The organism is Waddliaceae bacterium, assembly GCA_018694295.1.
Lineage (GTDB): Bacteria > Chlamydiota > Chlamydiia > Chlamydiales > JABHNK01 > JABHNK01.
In genome coordinates this window covers 125,062-142,803 of the sequence record JABHNK010000021.1, presented here as the reverse complement: position 1 = coordinate 142,803, position 17,742 = coordinate 125,062, and the positions used below count along the sequence as shown (strand labels likewise).

Genomic DNA, 17,742 nt, shown 5'->3' with positions numbered 1-17,742 from the left:
TGCCTGCGCTTTATGACTGGTGCAATTCGCAAGCGAGTCCCGCCATCGGCGATTTTTGCTAATCCGCAAAAATCCTCTCCTCGGCGGGACAAAAGGAGGTTGTTATTCTTTACACATCTGCAGTAAAAATTTGCTCTTCATAGACTTGTGAAATAAGCACTTTATGCAACAAAACCTGTTCGTAATACTGTTTAGACTTATGGGTAATAGGATGGAGTGGTGCTCATCATAGGAACTCTGTACTCCCCACGTAGGCGACAAAACGAACGGGCATAAACAGTGCTGAAGCGCTGTTTATGCCCGTTCGTTTTGCTGCCGCCGATTAATCGCCATCGCGATGGCGATTAATGGTATAACGCTAGCAATAAACTACTTAAGAATCTTTTTGCTATGTTTCGAGATCGTGTAATATAGGAGCGATTTTTTCTAGGACTTCGGTGTCGGTGATTTTGTCTATGAAGAGTATGCCGTTGAGGTGATCTTTTTCGTGCATAACGACGCGGGCTTTTAACCCACAAAGATTTTCTGTGAAGGTATTGCCCTCGAGGTCCTGTGCTTCTATCGTCAGTGTTTTGGAACGTATAACGTCTTCGTGTATTCCTGGTACCGACAGGCACCCTTCGGGGAAAGGTATTGTCTCTTCGCTATGGTTTGATAGTTTTGGGTTTATAAAAACCTGTGGGTCTTGTGGGATACATTCTCCGTCTTCTGTTGTTGTGAAGAGCCGTATCACGAAGACACGTTTCGACACTCCTATCTGTGATGCTGCTAGTCCGATGCCGCTACTTTCGTCCATCGTCTCTACCATATCAGCGACGAGTTCTTTTATTTCGTCGTTGATATCTTCTATAGGTTCAGATTTTTCTCTAAGGACAGGGTCCGGATAATATACTATTTTTCGTATCATAGTTCAGCCTGTTCCGTCTGTTGTTGTATGTATTCATTGCTTGCGGCTTTTGTTTTGGCGCGTCCTAGCGATCCCGTCCAGAACGAAAGTACAACGCATGATACCATGAATATCGTTGCTAGCCATGCTGTGAATTTCGTGAGAACGTCAGCTGTCGAGGCTCCGAACATCGAGCTGGAGTCTCCCCCGCCGAAGGTGGCTCCTAGTCCTGAAGACTTACTTTCTTGTATTAGTACGACGAGGCAAAGTAATAGTGCCACGACGATGAAAGTAATAATAGCGAAGTAGTAGATAAAACTCATTGTTACTGTTTCCTTTATTTATCGAAGTTTACAAGTTTGACGAACGATTCTGGCTGCAGTGCTGCTCCACCGACTAGTGCTCCGTCGATATCATTTTGCGCCATAAGTTCTTTGACGTTTTCGGGTTTAACCGATCCGCCGTATAGTATTGTTATTTTTTGTGCGACGTCATCGCCGAAGACATCTTTTATCACGGACCTGCAGAAGACGTGTGTTTCTTGTGCGACGTCGACAGTTGCTGTTTTCCCTGTCCCTATCGCCCATACTGGCTCGTAAGCGATGACTAGAGGTCCTACATTTTCTGCGGTGAGATCTGCTAGGCTTTCGGTAAGCTGTTGTCTTAGGACTTCTTCGGTTTTGTTATTTTCGCGATCTTCTAGTGTCTCTCCGACGCATAGTATCGGTTGTATTTTTGCGCTTAGAGCTTTTTTAATTTTTCTGTTGATGAATGCGTTATCTTCGTTGAAATACGCTCTTCTTTCGGAGTGTCCTATCACTACGAACTGCGCTCCTGCTTCTATAAGCATATTGGCGGCGATTTCTCCTGTGAAGGCTCCTTCATCGGCGTCGTTCATATTCTGTGCTCCGATGACAACGTTAGTATTTGCTGTTTTTTCGCTGGCGGGGCGTATAGCGGTATATGGTACGGCGAGGTATACGGCGTTATCGCTGTTGGCGACTTCGGTTGCTATGGCGTCGACGAATGCTGTCGCTTCTGCTATAGTCTTATACATCTTCCAGTTTCCTGCTATGATATACTTCCGTGCCATGGCTATGTATCCTTTATGTTGTAATTTTGTTTCTTTATCTACTATACTTACTTCGAATTTTAAAAGACAAATTTTAACGTTTATTCGTTAAGAAATCAAGGTGAAACATTCAATATGCTAAATCCTCTCGAGGCCATTACGATATCGCAGGCGACGCAGAAGATCAAGGTTCTCCTTGAGGGTTCTTTTCGTAATGTCCTTATACGTGGTGAAGTCAGCAATCTCACAAACCATTCTTCTGGGCACAAATATTTTTCTTTGAAGGATTCTGGTGCGCAGATATCGGCGGTGATGTTCCGTGGTGATGCTTTAGGTCTGAAGAAGGTCCTTTCTGCTGGTGATGACGTCGTTGTACGGGGTGACATTTCCGTATACCCTCCTCGTGGGAACTATCAGATTATCGTCAGGGAGGTAATGCATGCTGGTATTGGTGAATATCTTCTAAAGTTCGAGGCTTTGAAGAAGAAGCTCGAAGGTTTGGGGTGGTTTTCTGAGGATACAAAGAAGGCGTTGCCGCGTCATATCACAACGCTAGGCATTGTGACGAGTCCTACTGGGGCGGCGGTTCATGACATCATCGACGTTGCAAGGCGTCGTGTTCCTGGGATTCGTGTTGTCATCAATCCTGTCCTTGTCCAGGGCGACGGTGCTGCTGTCGATATTGCGATGGCGATACAGCAGATGAACGAGTATGGTCTTGCTGATGTTATTATTGTCGGTCGTGGTGGTGGAAGTATTGAGGATTTATGGCCTTTCAACGAAGAAGTTGTTGCCAAGGCTATATACGACAGTGTTATCCCTGTCGTCTCTGCTGTAGGCCATGAAACGGACTATACCATCGCGGACTTTGTCTCTGACGTCCGTGCTCCTACGCCTTCTGCTGCTGCCGAGATTGTCACGGCATCGATGGTCCAAGACATTGAGAAGATCACGACGTTACAGAAGCATATTGTCCATATGGCATCGCAAGTTGTCCGCGGTGCACGTTTTAGGCTTGACGCTGTTATCAAGCAGCCATGGTTTATCGCTCCCTGTCGTGTTTTAGAGCTTTACAAGCAGCGTGTTGACGAACTTTCTTGTGTTATCGATGGTGCTATGCGGCGTAATATTGAGAAGTATAAGCTTGTTGTAGGGTCGTTTGTTTCTGCCTTTAAAGCTTTGAATCCCAAAAGCATAATGGACAAGGGCTATAGTATTGTCTTTTCGAAAAAGGACAATTCCGTTATTCTTTCTGCCAAGGACGTCGTTGATGGGCAGAAATTAAAGATCCGTCTTTATGACGGCGAAGTACATGCTATTACCGAGGAGGTTGTACAATATGGCGAAGAGTAATAAAGCTACCATGAATTTCGAGAAGACGTTGTCACGTCTTGAGACGATTTCTGAAGCGATGAATTCCGTCGATACTGGTCTTGACAAATCTTTATCGTTGTATGAAGAAGCCGACGCTCTTATTGGAGGATGTCTCCAGCATTTAAAAGCTGCTGAGGATAAGATCGAGGTACTTACCAAGAAGCGTGATGGCGGTGTTGTTCTCGATGACGATGGTTCTCCTAAGACAAGTGAATTTTAATAATAAAAAAAGGAAAGACATATGGAATACCCTCTTCTCGACAGTATTGCTGGCCCTGGTGACATTAAAGACTTCGACGATGCTACTTTAAAAGCTCTTTGTGATGAAGCGCGGCAGCGTATCATTGATGTGTTGTCTGTCAATGGCGGACACCTTGCGTCGAACCTCGGCGCTGTAGAGCTTACTGTTGCCATGCACAAAGTCTTCGACTCCCCTGTCGACAAATTTTTATGGGACACCAGCCATCAATCTTACACTCACAAGCTCCTTACTGGCAGGCATTCTAGTTTCGAAAGTTTGCGTCGTTATCATGGTATTACTGGTTTCGGCAATCCTATGGAGTCTGATCACGACCATCTTTATGCTGGACATGCTGGCACAGCGCTTTCTTCGGCGTTGGGTCTTGCTGAGGGGCGCGACCAGCGTATTGAAGAGGGGCATATTGTCCCTGTCATCGGCGATGGAAGTTTAACTTGCGGTCTTATTTTGGAAGCTTTGAATAACATTCCCGAAGACCTTAAGAAATTCGTTGTCATCCTCAATGATAATAACATGGCAATCTCCGAGAACGTCGGTGCTATTACTAATATATTGAGTCGTCTTCTCAACAACCCTAAGATGGACAAGTTTTACCATGACGTCGATACTTTCCTCAACAAGATCCCGTCATTGGGAAGGATTTTGTCTGAGAAGGGCAAGAAAGTCCGTGAATCTTTACAGAACATTGTAAGTCCTTCGTTATTCTTCGAGCAGTATAACATGTCGTATCTTGGCCCTTTCGACGGCCATGATGTCAACAAACTCGTCGAGGTTTTGGAAGAGGTCAAGAACTCTGAGTGGCCTGTTTTGGTCCATGTCATCACCAAGAAGGGCCTGGGTATGGACGAAGCGATAAAGAACCCGACGGCATACCATGGTGCCAAGCCTTTTTATCCTGATACCGGGAAGTTCCTTCCTGACGCTTCGCCGAAGCCTACTTTCCCTAAGATTTTCGGCCAGCAGCTTCTTTCTATGGCTGAGCGTGACGATGGTATCATTGCTGTCACTCCTGCCATGCTTTCGGGGTCGTGTCTTGAAGGTATCATGGAGAAATTCCCTGAAAGGTGTTATGACGTCGGCATCGCCGAAGGTCATGCTGTTACGTTTTCTGGTGCTCTTGCTCATGGCAAGAAATTGAAGGTCGTTGCTGCGATATATTCTACATTTTTACAGCGTGCTTTCGACAACGTCTTCCATGATGTATGTCTTCAGGAGTCCCCTGTTATCTTCGGTGTCGACAGGGCGGGATTTGCTGCTGCTGACGGCACCACACACCATGGCATCTATGATATTGCTTTCCTCAATGCCATCCCTGGCATGGTTATAGCGCAGCCGCGCGATGGTGTAGTCCTTAGGGACATTATGTCTTCGGCATTCTCGTGGCAGCGTCCTACGGCGATACGGTATCCTAACACTGTCACCAACGATGACGATGGAGAATCTCGCTGTGAGCGTCTTCTTGGCAAGGGGGAAATTCTTGCTGAGGGAAAAGATGTCGCGATAATAGCATTGGGGCATATGTGTAAGACGGCATTGGAAGTTCGTGAGATTCTTTCTGGTCATGGTATCAACGTCACTGTCGTCGATCCTGTTTTCGTGAAACCTCTCGACGAAGATCTTATGCGCGACATTTTAGGGCGCCATAGGGTAGTCTTTACTGTCGAAGAGCATGCTCTTATTGGCGGCCTTGGAAGTATTATCAATAACTTCGTCGTGAAAAATGGTTTTTCTGATACTAAGGTGGTAAACTGCGGCATTGACGATGTTTTTGTCGAGCAGGGCGGCTATGGAGACCTTCTTAACGAGGTAGGCCTTACTGCTGAAAAGCTCGTCGCTACAGTTCTTAAAACTTTTTACCCTGAAAATCACTCATGATAGCAGCTATCATAGCAAACATGGACAAAGAAGAGGCGCGTGATCTTAGCATCAAGGTCCGCGACTTCCTTGTAGAGCGCGGTGTTACCGTCGTAACTGATGACGCGTGCTGTGAGGCCCTTGATATTGCACCCATTTCTAGCGTTGCTCCTGGTGACATTGATGTCATCATCGCCATGGGTGGTGACGGCTCGATACTACATATGTTACACAATCATCCTGACCTCGGCGCTCCTGTTTTCGCGGTGAATCTCGGAGGCCTTGGTTTTATGGCGGAGATACCAAAAGAAGACGTATTTCCTTGCCTAGAAGATTTTTTGGAAGGACGCTATCGCGTCGAAGAGCGCGTCATGCTTCACGGTGCTGCATCAGGAGAGGTTCCACCTTTTGCTGTAAACGAAATCGTAGTTCATCGGTCTCCTAATCCTTGTCTTGTCGACCTTGCTATTGACGTCGACGGGAAATATTTCAATACCTTCGCTGCTGATGGGATTATCATCGCCACTCCTACGGGTTCTACGGCATATTCTCTTGCTGCTGGCGGGCCGATATTATCTCCTGAACTCGATGCTTTCGTTATGACGCCGATAGCGCCACATACGATATCGAACAAACCATTTGTCTTCAGGGCCGACCAGACGATACAGGTACGCCATCTCAGCGATGGAAAGCCTATAGAGGTAACTTTTGATGGCATAGCGTCGTTTACAATGGCTACTGGTGATGCTATTACGGTGTCGCGTTCTGAGAGGACTTTCAAGTTGGTATGTCTCGACAGGCACGATTTCTTCACGACACTTCGCGAGAAACTCAATTGGTCGGGGAAACTACGATCAAGATAGTAAAATCAATGCTCAATGATCAATGATCAATGTTCTATGTATTGTTCGATATCTTCGCGGAATTCTTTGATCTGCTCTTCTAGTAGGCGCTGTTCTTTTTCGACTTCGCTTTCTATGGCGGCATCTTCGTCGTCGATCTCTTTACGCATGGCGATATCCGAGATATATTGTTGTGTGAAGTCATCTATTATAGAGGCTAGGGCTGTGTTGACATCTTTCTCTATGCGTCCGCGTCGCGAAATGAAGAGTTTTTCTTTCTCCCATGTTATCGCCTGCCATGTGAAGTCTTGAGCCCACGAGTCACGTTTTATTGTGACGTCTTCGACGAGTCGCACTGTACACGTCATGATATACGTCACCCCCGAGGGTACTATTACTAGAGAAGCGTGTAGGAATGGAAGCATATTCTTCGGCGAAAATCCAACTTCGGTGTTGAAGACCTCTTCGCCGAAGAGCCGTTGTACGCTTTTTCGTAGAGCGTTGCTGGTCATTGGCAGTTCTTCGCCTTCGGGGACGATAACCTGTGCTACGATGCGCAGATTTTTTGTTAGGTCATCGAAATCATCATTACCAACCCATACGCCACGCTCGTCGAGGGTATTCGTCACCCATCCTGGGTTATAATACACTTCGACATCTTCTTCGTCGTCGCCAGTGGTGTCGAGGGTTTTGCCGTTGGTGGTATATGTTATAGCGTTAAGTGTTGTGCTTTGCGCTACGACGAATATCATCGCCATAGCGATGAAGAACATTATAAATTTATTGGCTTTCATGACCTTTACACCTCATTATTATATCAACATATTTTTTATGTTATAAGATATCGACAAAAAAGTGAAAACTTTTATTATTACATCTAGCAATCTGACACATCATCTTCTAGAGTTGCAAAAGGATTTCCTGAATGTTTTTTGCCCCAGCGATCTTTTTCCGGAAACTGTCTTATTTGCTCTGCTTCCGCCATTTTTTGTTCTTTTAGAACTGTATGTTTAATTTCTTTCTTTGAAAGGCGTATTGTTAATCTATCCTCTTCCTGCTGAACAAACACTCTATTCGCCAAATCTTCTATTTTTTCTTTTCGCCATTCTTCCTGTTTCCTGTCTACATATTCATCTTTTTCGGCAGCTGTCAAAAGCCTGACTTCACACGTTATGCTACTTACCGATGTCAAAAAGCGCTTGTATTTTTCCGATTCGGCAACTCTGAACAACCATTTTATTTCTCTCGCCTTGTCTTCCACTTTTTTAACCAGCATATCCTTAACGCTTTTTATGCCTTCTTTCTTTATCTTTGCTCCAACTACACCACTATTTCTTTCTATTCCATCTCTAGCCTGACCTTTTGAATGTCTTTTACTTTCTAATGGTCGTCCTTGCTGTCTTGTTTTCTCAACAACAGCTTCCTGATCTCTAAATACTATTTTCGCTACTTTTGTTACCTGCTCTATATTTCCTACGGCAGCTGTCCTGTCATACACATCTCGTATTTCTGAACAATTTCCACCCTCTTGCCCAAAAGAGTGGAATGGGTGTTTTAATAAATCCGGATCTAGTATTAGTGCATTCATATCATACCTCAGTTTTTCGTCTATCTCTCATCTTGCGATTTATTGTATAAACGGTTATCATATTGTTTTATTTCAGGCTATTATAGAAAGAGTCATAATTTTTGGCACCTGTAAAAAGAGGAGTTGTCATGTCGGAACTTAACCGCAAGCTTTTAAAGCGTCTTGCATCGTTATGCAGGATACACTGCACCGAAGACGACGAGGAGCGTCTTCTTAACGACCTCGGAAAAATCCTTGATTATGTGGAGTTGCTCCATGAGGTCGACACTGAAGGTGTTGATCCTTGCAATCATGTCATCAGCGATATGGTCAACTGTATGCGTGCTGATGTTCCTGGCGACGTCACTCCTCGTGATGTTTTTATGAGGAATGCTCCTGACAAGGTCGGCGGCATGGTCCGTGTTCCTTCTGTTATTAAAAAATCTTCTTAACTTATATCAGGATTTATTATGTATCGCCTTTCAGCATCAGAATTACACCGTCGTTTTTGTTCGGGAGAAGTCTCTGCCGTAGAGATCATCGAGTCTTTCCTTGCTCACATCGCTGATATCGACGGTGATGTCGGCGCTTTCTTGAAGGTCTTCGACGAGCGTGCCCGCGCTAAGGCTGCTGCTCTCGACGCTAAGCGTGCCTCTGGCGCTTCTCTTGGCAAGCTCGCCGGCGTCCCCATAGCGATAAAAGACAACACACATATAAAAGACGAGATAACATCTTGCGCATCGAAGTTCCTTGAAAATTACGTTGCTCCTTTCGATGCTACGGTGGTACGTCTTCTTGAAGAGGAAGATGCTATAATCATCGGCAAGACAAATATGGACGAATTTTCCATGGGTTCGTCGTGCGAATATTCTGCGTTGAAGACGACGCACAACCCCTGGAATCTACGTTGTGTTCCTGGCGGGTCGTCTGGAGGTTCTGCTGCTGCCGTTGCTGCGCGGATGTGTCCTATAGCACTAGGCAGCGACACTGGCGGGTCGATACGCCAGCCTGCGGCGTTGTGTGGTGTTGCTGGCTACAAGCCGACGTACGGCCGTGTATCGCGTTATGGTCTTGTTGCTTTCGCCTCTTCTTTCGACCAGATAGGCCCTATCGCCCATGATTCTCGCGACATTGCCATGGTTATGGAGGTCCTTGGTCAGCATTGTGACAAAGACTCTACAAGCATCCCCCGTGGTGCTGATGATATCGTTTCTGGTCTTGACAGTGCCGATGTTTCTGGCATGACGATAGGCGTCCCCGACCATCTTCTCGACGAAGCATCTCCTGAGGTACGCGAAAATTTCTATGCTTCCATCGACGTCCTTAAGGGCCTTGGTGCAAAAGTCGTTGACGTCGACCTTTCGATCTTGAAATATTCTATAGCGCTATACTACATCCTTGCCACGGCGGAGGCTTCGACGAACCTAGCACGTTTTGACGGGATACGTTATGGCCTACGATCTTCACAGGCGAAGACTCTCGACGAGATTTACGACCTTTCTAAAGAAGAGGGTTTTGGCTTCGAGGTAAAAAGAAGGATTATTTTGGGGACATACGTCTTATCGTCGGGATTCCAAGATGCTTATTACCATAAGGCGCAGAAGATACGCACTCTCATCATAGATAAGTTCAACGAAGCCTTCAAGACGTGCGACATAATATCGTTGCCGACATCGCCATTCCCTGCTTTCGAGCTCGACGCCGTGAAAGACCCTATGCAGATGTATCTCTCTGACATATACACCATAGCGGCGAACCTTGCCGGCGTCCCTGCGATGAGCGTACCGTCGGGTTTCGCAAAGAATGGCTTGCCCTTGGGGATACAGTTCACGGGACCTCTTCTTGAAGACTCTCGCGTATGTCATATGTCATACGCATACCAACAGGCTACAAGCCACCATGAATGTCTACCATCTATTATCACGGAGGGCAAGTAAATGTCATATAATATCCCCGAAGGCTGGGAAGCGGTAATAGGTCTAGAAATCCATGTAGGCCTCAACACGGCATCGAAGCTATTCAGCGGTGCCCCTAACAGGTTCGGCGACGAGCCCAACACCAACATCACTGGAGTATGTACTGGAGAGCCTGGAGCTTTGCCTGTGCTCAATGAAGCTGCTGTCGAGAAAGCCGTACGTTTCGGCTGTGCCGTCGGTGGTGACGTCCAACACTTCAGCACCTTTGACAGGAAGTCGTATTTCTATCCCGACACACCAAGGAACTACCAGATAACACAGTTTTTCGAGCCTATACTTCGTGGTGGCACCGTCACTGCCGACGTTGGCGACGTGCCTATGACCTTCGCCATTGAGAGTGCCCACCTCGAAGACGATGCTGGGATGCTAAAACACTTCTCTACTTTCGCCGGCGTCGACTACAACAGAGCAGGAATTCCTCTTCTAGAGATCGTCTCCGAGCCGTGCATGCATTCTCCGCAAGAAGCCGTGGCGTATGCTACGATGATACGCGCGATAATGCATTACATCGATGCTTCGGACTGTAACATGGAAGAAGGGTCTTTACGTTTCGACGCAAATATATCTGTAAGGAAGAAAGGCGAAAAAGCCCTTAGGAATAAGATAGAGATAAAGAACATGAACTCTTTCTCTTTCATGGAGATGGCCGTCGACGCCGAGATACACCGGCAGATCAAGGAATATATCAAGAACGGTGACAAAGACCATAGCGAAGTCATAACGTCAGCGACATATCGCTGGGACAGCGAGAATAAAAAGACGGTACTCATGCGCCGCAAAGAAGAGGCCCACGATTACAGGTATTTCCCTGAGCCAGACCTCTTACCGATACAGCTCTCCGACGAATACATCAAAGACATACGCAAAACGCTTCCAGAGCTGCCCTACGACAAGGAAAAACGCTACCTCTCCGACTATGATCTTTCACATAAAAACGCCGCGTTCCTCGTCAGCGAGAAAACCATCGCCGACTACTTCGAAGAAGGTCTGAAGGCTTGCTCCAATGCAAAAAACCTGTGCAGCTGGATCATCGTAGAGTTCGCTGGGCGTCTGAAAGATACCGGCAAAAATATCACCGACAGTGGCATCAGCGCCAAAAACGTAGCATCTCTAGTAAACCTTATCGACGAAGGTACCATCACCGGAAAGATAGCGAAAAAAGTCGCCGACGATATGCTCTCAGCACCAGAAAAAAGCCCTGCCGATATCGTCGCAGAAAACCCCGAATACCAGCCAGTCCACGACGAAGAAGAGATAGAAAAACTCGTCGATGCCGTCATCGCAGAAAATACACAAGCCATAGAAAACTACAAAGCCGGAAACAAACGCGCCTTCGGCTCCCTCGTCGGCGCCGTAATGAAACTCTCCAATGGCAAAGCATCACCGCAAGTCGTCAACTCATTACTCCACAAAAAAATCTCTTCTTGAGGGGGAACGCTGTCCCCCTCAAACTCCCCCTGCCAAAGGAAACAAGTTTCCTCTGGACACCTAATTACAAAAGCGTCTTATTTTGCGACAAAATAAGACGCTTTTGTAATAGATTGTACCAAGAAGATCTGTTTTCTTCGTCTTGAGAGCTTTGAACGTTCTCCCACAATTGCCTTCTCTCCCGCCATCGGCGATTTTTGCTGGACCGCAAAAATCCTCTCCTCAGCGGGATATAATATTGTCAGGCTTGTCCTTATTACTAATCACCACGGTGTAACGGTGGTGATGACGGCAGAGACAAGGCAAATATTTAAGGCGTTTCGCCTTCACTATTTGATTTTGTCGCGGGGTTGCAAGGGGATATTTCCCCTTGCCGCGGGATTATTAAGGGGCGCGGAGACCCTTAATCGGAGCCCCTTGACGGGCTGAATGCTTCGAAGGATTCGGTTAGGTGTTTATTGCTGATATGCGTATAGCGGTCTGTTGTGGCGATAGTGGCATGTCCGAGCATTTCCTGTATGACGCGGAGATCGGCACCGTTATCAAGGAGGTGTGTCGCGAAAGAGTGTCTAAGTGTATGTGGAGATACGTTTTTCTCTATGTCGGCGTAGCGTACGTATTTCTTTATCATACGCCATATTGCTGTTCTATCGACGCGAGAGCCTTTTTTCGTTACGAATATCGGTGCTGCGGGGTCGGCGTCTTCACCACGATGATTTAGTAGGTAGTGGTCTAGGGCTTCTAGTGCTTTTGTTCCGATGGGCACCATACGTTCTTTTCCGCCTTTACCTTTTACGCGGATTACGGTGTCGTCGATGTCGTATATGCTTAGTGAGCATAGCTCCGACACTCTAAGTCCGCTGGAGTATAGTATCTCTATTATTGCTTTATCGCGGGAGCCGATTCTGTCGGTGATGTCGGGCTGTGCGATAAGGGCTTCGACTTCTTCAACGGTGAGGACCTCGGGTATGAAATCCCATTGTTTTGGCGCAGCCATATATATTGTGATGTCAGTGGTGATGACACCTTCACGCTTAAGGAAGCGGAATAGCACGCGTATTGTTATAAATGTACGATATAGTGTTGCGCTGGCGTAGCCTTTGGCTTTAAGAGTGGCAAGAAATGATACGATGTTTTCGTGGGTGACGTCGCGGAAATCTTCGATATTGCTAAGGGCGAGGTGTTTTACGAAAGACTCTATATCACGGCGATAGCTCTCTATGGTGTTGAGGGCAAGGCCCTTTTCCGAAGAGATATACAACAAAAAATCTGAAAATTCTGCATCGATAACGCTCATGTCTTCTATGATTGGCATTACTGTCGTTTTTGTCACGAAAAAAAAGCTTCTGCTTTATAATTTTTGGCACGGTAATTGCATTGTAATATGGAGATCACAAACCATAAAATCATAAGGAGAGGCGGCGATGACTACACCAGAAAGAAGAAGAAAAAGCAAGCGTTGGACTAGATTAATACCTCTTATCCGTCGTCCTCAACGAACAACACGCGAGCTTGTTCCTGTCCCTGTCCCTATCAAGCGTCGTGTCGACAAGTAGCGTTATTTTGTTTCCAGCATCTTATACCAAATCCATAAAATAAACCTGCAAATTCATCTCCATCTTTTTTGCGCAGAACATCACGCTCGATCTTGCTAACACATAAATGTTTGCTGCGATCTCCGCGCAATGTTCTGCACAAAAATCTTGGAGCCAATTTGCGAGTTTATTTCATGTCATTGGTATTAGCCTCTGGGATTTATGTCTCAGGGGCTTTTTTTATATGATTATATATTGATATTTTTGTTACAGTGCCAATGAATATACTTTTTCGAGGTGTTATATGGAAACTCTTGCAGGTTTCGTTGCAGGTTTTGCATTTTTTCTTGTCGGCATAAAACTTTTTTCCGGTACTATTCACCAGCTTACCAGCGACCGTGTTCGCGATCTTATGATGCGTTTCACTCCCAACAGTTTTGCTGCAGGTTTTTGGGGTATAATTTTGAGTCTTTTCACTGCCGGCAACACATTTCTTACGCCGTGTATTTCTGCTAGTTTAGCTACTGTAAAAGCTATAGACCTTCGCAAGGCATTGATGATAACGATATGGAGTCGTGTTGGCGCATGTTTTTACATATATGTTGCGGGCTTCAACATCGAGGTAGCGGTTTTGATGATGCTTGGTATTTCTGGGATATCTTTTGCTCTCGACAAGCCACGGCGTTTTGTTACTATGGCGACGTCGATATTTTATTTGAGCGTTGTTTTATTTGGCATACAGCTTATCAAGAGCAGCTCGAAGGTTCTCGTCGAGTATCCTTGGTTTGACAACATCGTTGTCTATGCTCAGGCTTATCCGTATCTCGCCTTTGTTGCTGGTTTTCTTTTTCTTATATGTGCTCAGAGTCTTTTCGGTGCTCTTGTCGTCAATCTCAGTTTTATAGGCTCTGGCATCTTCACTATCGACCAGGCGATATTGTTTGCTTTTGGCATATATGCTGCTGAGGCAATATTAAAGATTTTGTATCTTCCTGCTTTCAAAGATCGTTTCAAGCAAACCCTCGCCGTTCTTCCTATTTTCTACGCTGCTGCCATGACCATCGGAGTAGTTTTATTCTTAACAGAGACGCTGACGCATCTTTCTTTTGTTAAAGCTCTCGGCGGCATAGGACATCCGATGCCTAAAATTGTTATGGCGAACATAAATTTTTCGTATCACATCATCACGGCGATACTTCTTTCGTTGAGCATTGTCCCTATAGAACGTTTTCTTGAAAAGCTTATGAGGAAAGCCGAAGCTGAGGAGGTTCCTTCTGTGAACATACCTTCACAGATTCTCGACGACCCCCACAGCACCATAGCCCTTATTGACAAGGAGAGTCTACGTCTTGTAGGATATCTTCCTAAATACATGAAAAATGCCCGTTCGGGAAAGAGCCTGAAATTTCCTTCGTTATATAACAACCTCCACCGCGACCTCGAGAAGAACTTCGAGATAATTCTTTCCGTTTTCTCCGATCTTTTGAACCGCAACAACTACAACGAGCAGCTTTCGTCACAGATTTTGGCCAAGATAAAATGCCTCAACCTTACGGCTTCCCTAGAAGACAATGTCTATAGGCTTATGACTATCATCGACAAGCTCAGGAAAGAGCTCGTCGGAAATCCTGATCTTGCTGCAAAGCTTTTAACCTTCGGCGAAGCCACTGACACTATGATATTGTCTACGCTCGACGTCTTACGCGAGCCTCATGAAGAATTTTACCACGACGTTCTTCTTAAGATAACGCAAGACGACCGTACTGATATAATGAAAGAGATCCGCCGTGAATACCCTCAAGACATCGATGCTGTCGAGAAGGTCGACCTTCTAGCTCTTATAAATCTTTTTGAAAGTACCATCTGGATAATAAACAAGCTCTCGAAGGCATTAGAAGAGTCAAACAGCCGCGACAGAAAAAGCTTTAGAGAAAATGCTGTAAAAGATATAGCGTTGCAACGTCTCTCACAATAGAGCTTTATTGGCGCTCTTGTCTGTGATAACTACACCCTTCGGTGATTTGTTCTTTTCCGAAGCGTTCTATTCTCGGCCACTGCCGACATACTAGTGGTCGAAGGATATGGCATCCGCACTTGCCGTTTTTCATAAGGTACCTACAGCTTACGACGAGCATTTTTTCGCCATCGACATCGACAGGGTCGGTATTTCTTAGGTAGAAACCATTAACCTGTGTATTCCATACGAGGTGTCCTTTTCCTAGAAATGACCTTGGTGCTGTTATAAGGATATAATGGCAGCATTTCCCACAACGCGCACATTTCCCTGTCTTACGACGTGGAGGTCTGACTATCGACGAAGCAATCTTATTTGCCGCCATGTCGAGGGCGACGAACGGCAACATAATAACCCTTAGCGGCCATCTAAACAAAGGGCTCAGCCACTGTTTTGGTATTATATTGTCACGATCTTCACAATCACGAGGCTGTGAATATCTTAGTTCCTTCTTCATGGTCATCATCTCCAAAAAAAATAGCGTAGAACAGACAGGTAATTCCTGTGCGCTCTACGCTATAACTATCTACTATATATAGTCATTACCAAAAAGTTTAGCCTGCGCGTGCTGCGAGGACAATGACAAGGACTAGAGATACTATTGACATCAGCTTAATAAGAATATTCAGGCTTGGTCCGCTGGTATCTTTTAGCGGGTCGCCGATAGTGTCTCCGATGACAGAGGCTTTATGAGCGTCTGAGCCTTTACCACCGTGCTCTCCTTTCTCGATATATTTCTTGGCATTATCCCATGCTCCACCGGTGTTCGACATCGATATAGCTTGTAATACTCCGGTTACGAGTCCTCCAGCGAGGAACCCTCCAAGAGCTTCGAGTCCTAGTGTAAGTCCTACGACAACAGGTACGACGACTGCTAGCAGTCCTGGTATTACCATCTCACGTAGTGATGACTTTGTCGAGATATCGATACATCTTTTGTAGTCAGGCTTTGAGGTGCCTTTCATGATACCTTTATCTTCGCGGAACTGCCTGCGCACTTCGTCGATCATATCGAACGCTGAGCATCCTACGGCTTTTATCGTCATGCTACAGAAGAGGTATGGCATAACGCCTCCGAAGAAGAGCCCTATTATTACTAGAGGGTTCATAATATTTATCGAGGAAAGGTTAGCTTCTTTCGAGAACGTCGAGAACAGTGCCAGTGCGGTAAGTGCCGCTGATCCTATAGCGAAGCCTTTTCCTATAGCTGCTGTGGTGTTTCCTACGGAATCGAGGACGTCGGTACGTTGTCGTACTTCTTTACCAAGGCCTGCCATCTCTGCGATGCCACCGGCGTTATCTGCTACTGGGCCGTATGCATCTACTGCGAGGCTTATCCCTAGTGCGCTGAGCATCCCTACTGCTGCTATTGCTATGCCGTATAGTCCTGCGTAGTGGTGTGCTGTAAAGATAGCTGCTCCGAGAACGAGGATCGGTGCTACTGTACTCATAAGTCCTGTAGCAAAGCCTTCTATTATATTCGTTGCTACGCTCATCTCTGAAGCTTTAGCGATGTTTTTCACTGGGGCGAAATCCATAGAAGTGTAGTATTCTGTGATATATCCTATGGCGACGCCAGCGATAAGTCCGCTTATTGTTGCGAAGAAGACATCATAGTTCCCGAAGAGTTTGTAACTCAAAAATGCAGAAGCTATTATTACGATACCGTTACTTATCCACATACCTTTGTTTAGTGCCATGGAGACGCCTTTGTCATCTTTAGCACGGACGAAGAACGTTCCGATAATACTTGCTACGATACCTATACCTGATAGTGCTAATGGGTATATTGTCCCTATTGTTCCGTATGCTGCTAGTCCTAGTGCTAGTGCTGCGATGATACTTCCGATATAGCTTTCGAAGAGGTCTGCTCCCATTCCTGCTACGTCGCCGACATTGTCGCCTACGTTATCAGCGATGACGGCGGGGTTACGAGGGTCATCTTCAGGGATACCGCTTTCGACTTTACCGACGAGGTCAGCACCGACATCGGCGGCTTTAGTGAAGATACCACCACCTACGCGGGCGAATAGTGCCACGAAAGAGGCTCCCATTGCCATGCCGAAGAGGACATCTGTGTCATTAAAAATTCTGTATAGTGCGATGACACCGAAGAATCCTAGTCCTACGACGCTGAGTCCTAGTATCGACCCCGAAGAGAACGCCACACGAAGAGCGTGGTTTATAGACTTTCGTGCTGCTTGTGTCGTTCTTGCGTTAGCGATCGTTGCTACGCGCATTCCGATGAATCCTGCCAAAGCAGAGAATAGTGCTCCTGTAACGAATGCCACTACTATAGGGGCGCCCATAAGGAAGTAGAGTATCACTGCTACTGCGAAGATAAACCCCGCTAATATTGAATACTCTCTCTTCAAAAATGCCATAGCTCCGTCGGCGATGCTGCCGGCGATGTCCTTCATCTTAGCGGTTCCTGCATCCTGTTTCACCATTTTAATGCTGGTGATGACAACATACAAAAGCGCAAAAACAACAGGGATATAATACCAATTATTACCCATCAAAAATCTCCTCCAGAAATATAATTTTGAAAAATCGCCCTCTACAGGCGACAGTTTTTATAACGATGCGTACAATATACACAATATAAGGATATTTGTGGTAGCAAAATCAAGTGAGTCTGTGAATGTTCGTAGAAAAAGGTATGCGGTTACCAAGATTTGAACTTGGGACTTCTACATTATCAGTGTAGCGCTCTAACCAACTGAGCTATAACCGCATATAAAAGACATAACGCGCGACATTGGTTGTCACGCGTTATTTTGGAGGTTAGGAGACTCGAACTCCTGACTTTCTGCTTGCAAAGCAGATGCTCTTCCAACTGAGCTAAACCCCCATGCAAAGAAGTATAAACAATACAACAACACCTACAATTATCTCAACACTTTTTTTTGTATGCAGCTATGCTGCATTTCAA

At 45.8% G+C, this 17,742-nt stretch carries 16 protein-coding genes and 2 tRNA genes; 8 read left to right on the top strand and 10 right to left on the bottom strand.

Features of this window, described 5'->3' with window-relative positions:
- Positions 1–388 precede the first annotated feature (388 nt).
- The 3 genes from def to HN980_02800 are packed head-to-tail and all read right to left on the bottom strand — an operon-like array spanning position 389 to position 1,979.
- On the bottom strand, positions 389–907 hold the full coding sequence (gene def / locus HN980_02810) for a peptide deformylase (protein MBT6928409.1): 519 nt from the start codon (positions 905–907) through the stop codon (positions 389–391).
- Positions 904–1,209, bottom strand: a complete 306-nt coding sequence (gene secG / locus HN980_02805) for a preprotein translocase subunit SecG (GenBank protein MBT6928408.1) — start codon at positions 1,207–1,209, stop codon at positions 904–906. The genes def and secG overlap by 4 nt, the downstream gene beginning before the upstream one ends.
- Before the next feature lie 14 nt (positions 1,210–1,223).
- The gene (locus tag HN980_02800; protein ID MBT6928407.1) at positions 1,224–1,979 is read right to left on the bottom strand and encodes a triose-phosphate isomerase; all 756 of its coding nucleotides are present in this window, start codon (positions 1,977–1,979) and stop codon (positions 1,224–1,226) included.
- A 114-nt stretch (positions 1,980–2,093) separates the two neighbouring features.
- On the opposite strand from HN980_02800, the gene HN980_02795 reads away from it, so the two are divergent.
- The 4 genes from HN980_02795 to HN980_02780 are packed head-to-tail and all read left to right on the top strand — an operon-like array spanning position 2,094 to position 6,308.
- Complete coding sequence (locus HN980_02795) at positions 2,094–3,311, top strand: exodeoxyribonuclease VII large subunit (protein ID MBT6928406.1); 1,218 nt, start codon at positions 2,094–2,096, stop codon at positions 3,309–3,311.
- On the top strand, positions 3,298–3,552 hold the full coding sequence (xseB, locus tag HN980_02790) for an exodeoxyribonuclease VII small subunit (GenBank protein ID MBT6928405.1): 255 nt from the start codon (positions 3,298–3,300) through the stop codon (positions 3,550–3,552). The genes HN980_02795 and xseB overlap by 14 nt, the downstream gene beginning before the upstream one ends.
- Before the next feature lie 21 nt (positions 3,553–3,573).
- The gene (locus HN980_02785; GenBank protein ID MBT6928404.1) at positions 3,574–5,466 is read left to right on the top strand and encodes a 1-deoxy-D-xylulose-5-phosphate synthase; all 1,893 of its coding nucleotides are present in this window, start codon (positions 3,574–3,576) and stop codon (positions 5,464–5,466) included.
- Positions 5,463–6,308 (top strand): NAD(+)/NADH kinase, encoded by an 846-nt coding sequence (locus HN980_02780; protein ID MBT6928403.1) that lies wholly within the window; start codon positions 5,463–5,465, stop codon positions 6,306–6,308. Before HN980_02785 ends, HN980_02780 begins: the two co-directional genes overlap by 4 nt.
- 26 nt (positions 6,309–6,334) lie before the next feature.
- Here HN980_02780 and HN980_02775 read toward each other — a convergent pair whose 3' ends face one another.
- Positions 6,335–7,081, bottom strand: coding sequence for a hypothetical protein (locus HN980_02775; GenBank protein ID MBT6928402.1), 747 nt, complete (start codon positions 7,079–7,081; stop codon positions 6,335–6,337).
- An 83-nt stretch (positions 7,082–7,164) separates the two neighbouring features.
- Positions 7,165–7,875 (bottom strand): hypothetical protein, encoded by a 711-nt coding sequence (locus HN980_02770; protein MBT6928401.1) that lies wholly within the window; start codon positions 7,873–7,875, stop codon positions 7,165–7,167.
- Positions 7,876–8,003: 128 nt separating this feature from the next.
- Between HN980_02770 and gatC the strand changes: the two genes are divergently transcribed.
- Genes gatC through gatB form a run of 3 tightly spaced genes read left to right on the top strand, consistent with a single transcriptional unit; the run spans position 8,004 to position 11,258 of the window.
- Positions 8,004–8,306, top strand: a complete 303-nt coding sequence (gene gatC / locus HN980_02765) for an Asp-tRNA(Asn)/Glu-tRNA(Gln) amidotransferase subunit GatC (protein MBT6928400.1) — start codon at positions 8,004–8,006, stop codon at positions 8,304–8,306.
- Positions 8,307–8,324: 18 nt separating this feature from the next.
- Positions 8,325–9,791 (top strand): Asp-tRNA(Asn)/Glu-tRNA(Gln) amidotransferase subunit GatA, encoded by a 1,467-nt coding sequence (gene gatA / locus HN980_02760; GenBank protein ID MBT6928399.1) that lies wholly within the window; start codon positions 8,325–8,327, stop codon positions 9,789–9,791.
- Positions 9,792–11,258 carry an Asp-tRNA(Asn)/Glu-tRNA(Gln) amidotransferase subunit GatB gene (gene gatB / locus HN980_02755; GenBank protein ID MBT6928398.1) on the top strand — a complete coding sequence of 489 codons (1,467 nt, stop codon included), beginning with the start codon at positions 9,792–9,794 and terminating at the stop codon, positions 11,256–11,258.
- Between the two features lie 403 nt (positions 11,259–11,661).
- Here the strand turns inward: gatB and xerD are convergent, their stop codons facing one another.
- A complete protein-coding gene (gene xerD / locus HN980_02750) occupies positions 11,662–12,555 on the bottom strand; it encodes a site-specific tyrosine recombinase XerD (GenBank protein ID MBT6928397.1) in 894 nt (297 codons plus the stop codon).
- A 542-nt stretch (positions 12,556–13,097) separates the two neighbouring features.
- On the opposite strand from xerD, the gene HN980_02745 reads away from it, so the two are divergent.
- Positions 13,098–14,768: a Na/Pi cotransporter family protein gene (locus HN980_02745; GenBank protein ID MBT6928396.1), complete on the top strand. Its 1,671-nt coding sequence runs from the start codon at positions 13,098–13,100 to the stop codon at positions 14,766–14,768.
- A gap of 4 nt (positions 14,769–14,772) precedes the next feature.
- Here HN980_02745 and HN980_02740 read toward each other — a convergent pair whose 3' ends face one another.
- The 4 genes from HN980_02740 to HN980_02725 form a co-directional block, all read right to left on the bottom strand.
- Positions 14,773–15,264 carry a hypothetical protein gene (locus HN980_02740; protein MBT6928395.1) on the bottom strand — a complete coding sequence of 164 codons (492 nt, stop codon included), beginning with the start codon at positions 15,262–15,264 and terminating at the stop codon, positions 14,773–14,775.
- Positions 15,265–15,361: 97 nt separating this feature from the next.
- Positions 15,362–17,326 carry a sodium-translocating pyrophosphatase gene (locus tag HN980_02735; GenBank protein MBT6928394.1) on the bottom strand — a complete coding sequence of 655 codons (1,965 nt, stop codon included), beginning with the start codon at positions 17,324–17,326 and terminating at the stop codon, positions 15,362–15,364.
- Between the two features lie 144 nt (positions 17,327–17,470).
- Positions 17,471–17,544: transfer RNA gene (locus HN980_02730), tRNA-Ile, on the bottom strand.
- A 44-nt stretch (positions 17,545–17,588) separates the two neighbouring features.
- Positions 17,589–17,661 (bottom strand) — tRNA-Ala (locus HN980_02725).
- Positions 17,662–17,742 lie beyond the last annotated feature (81 nt).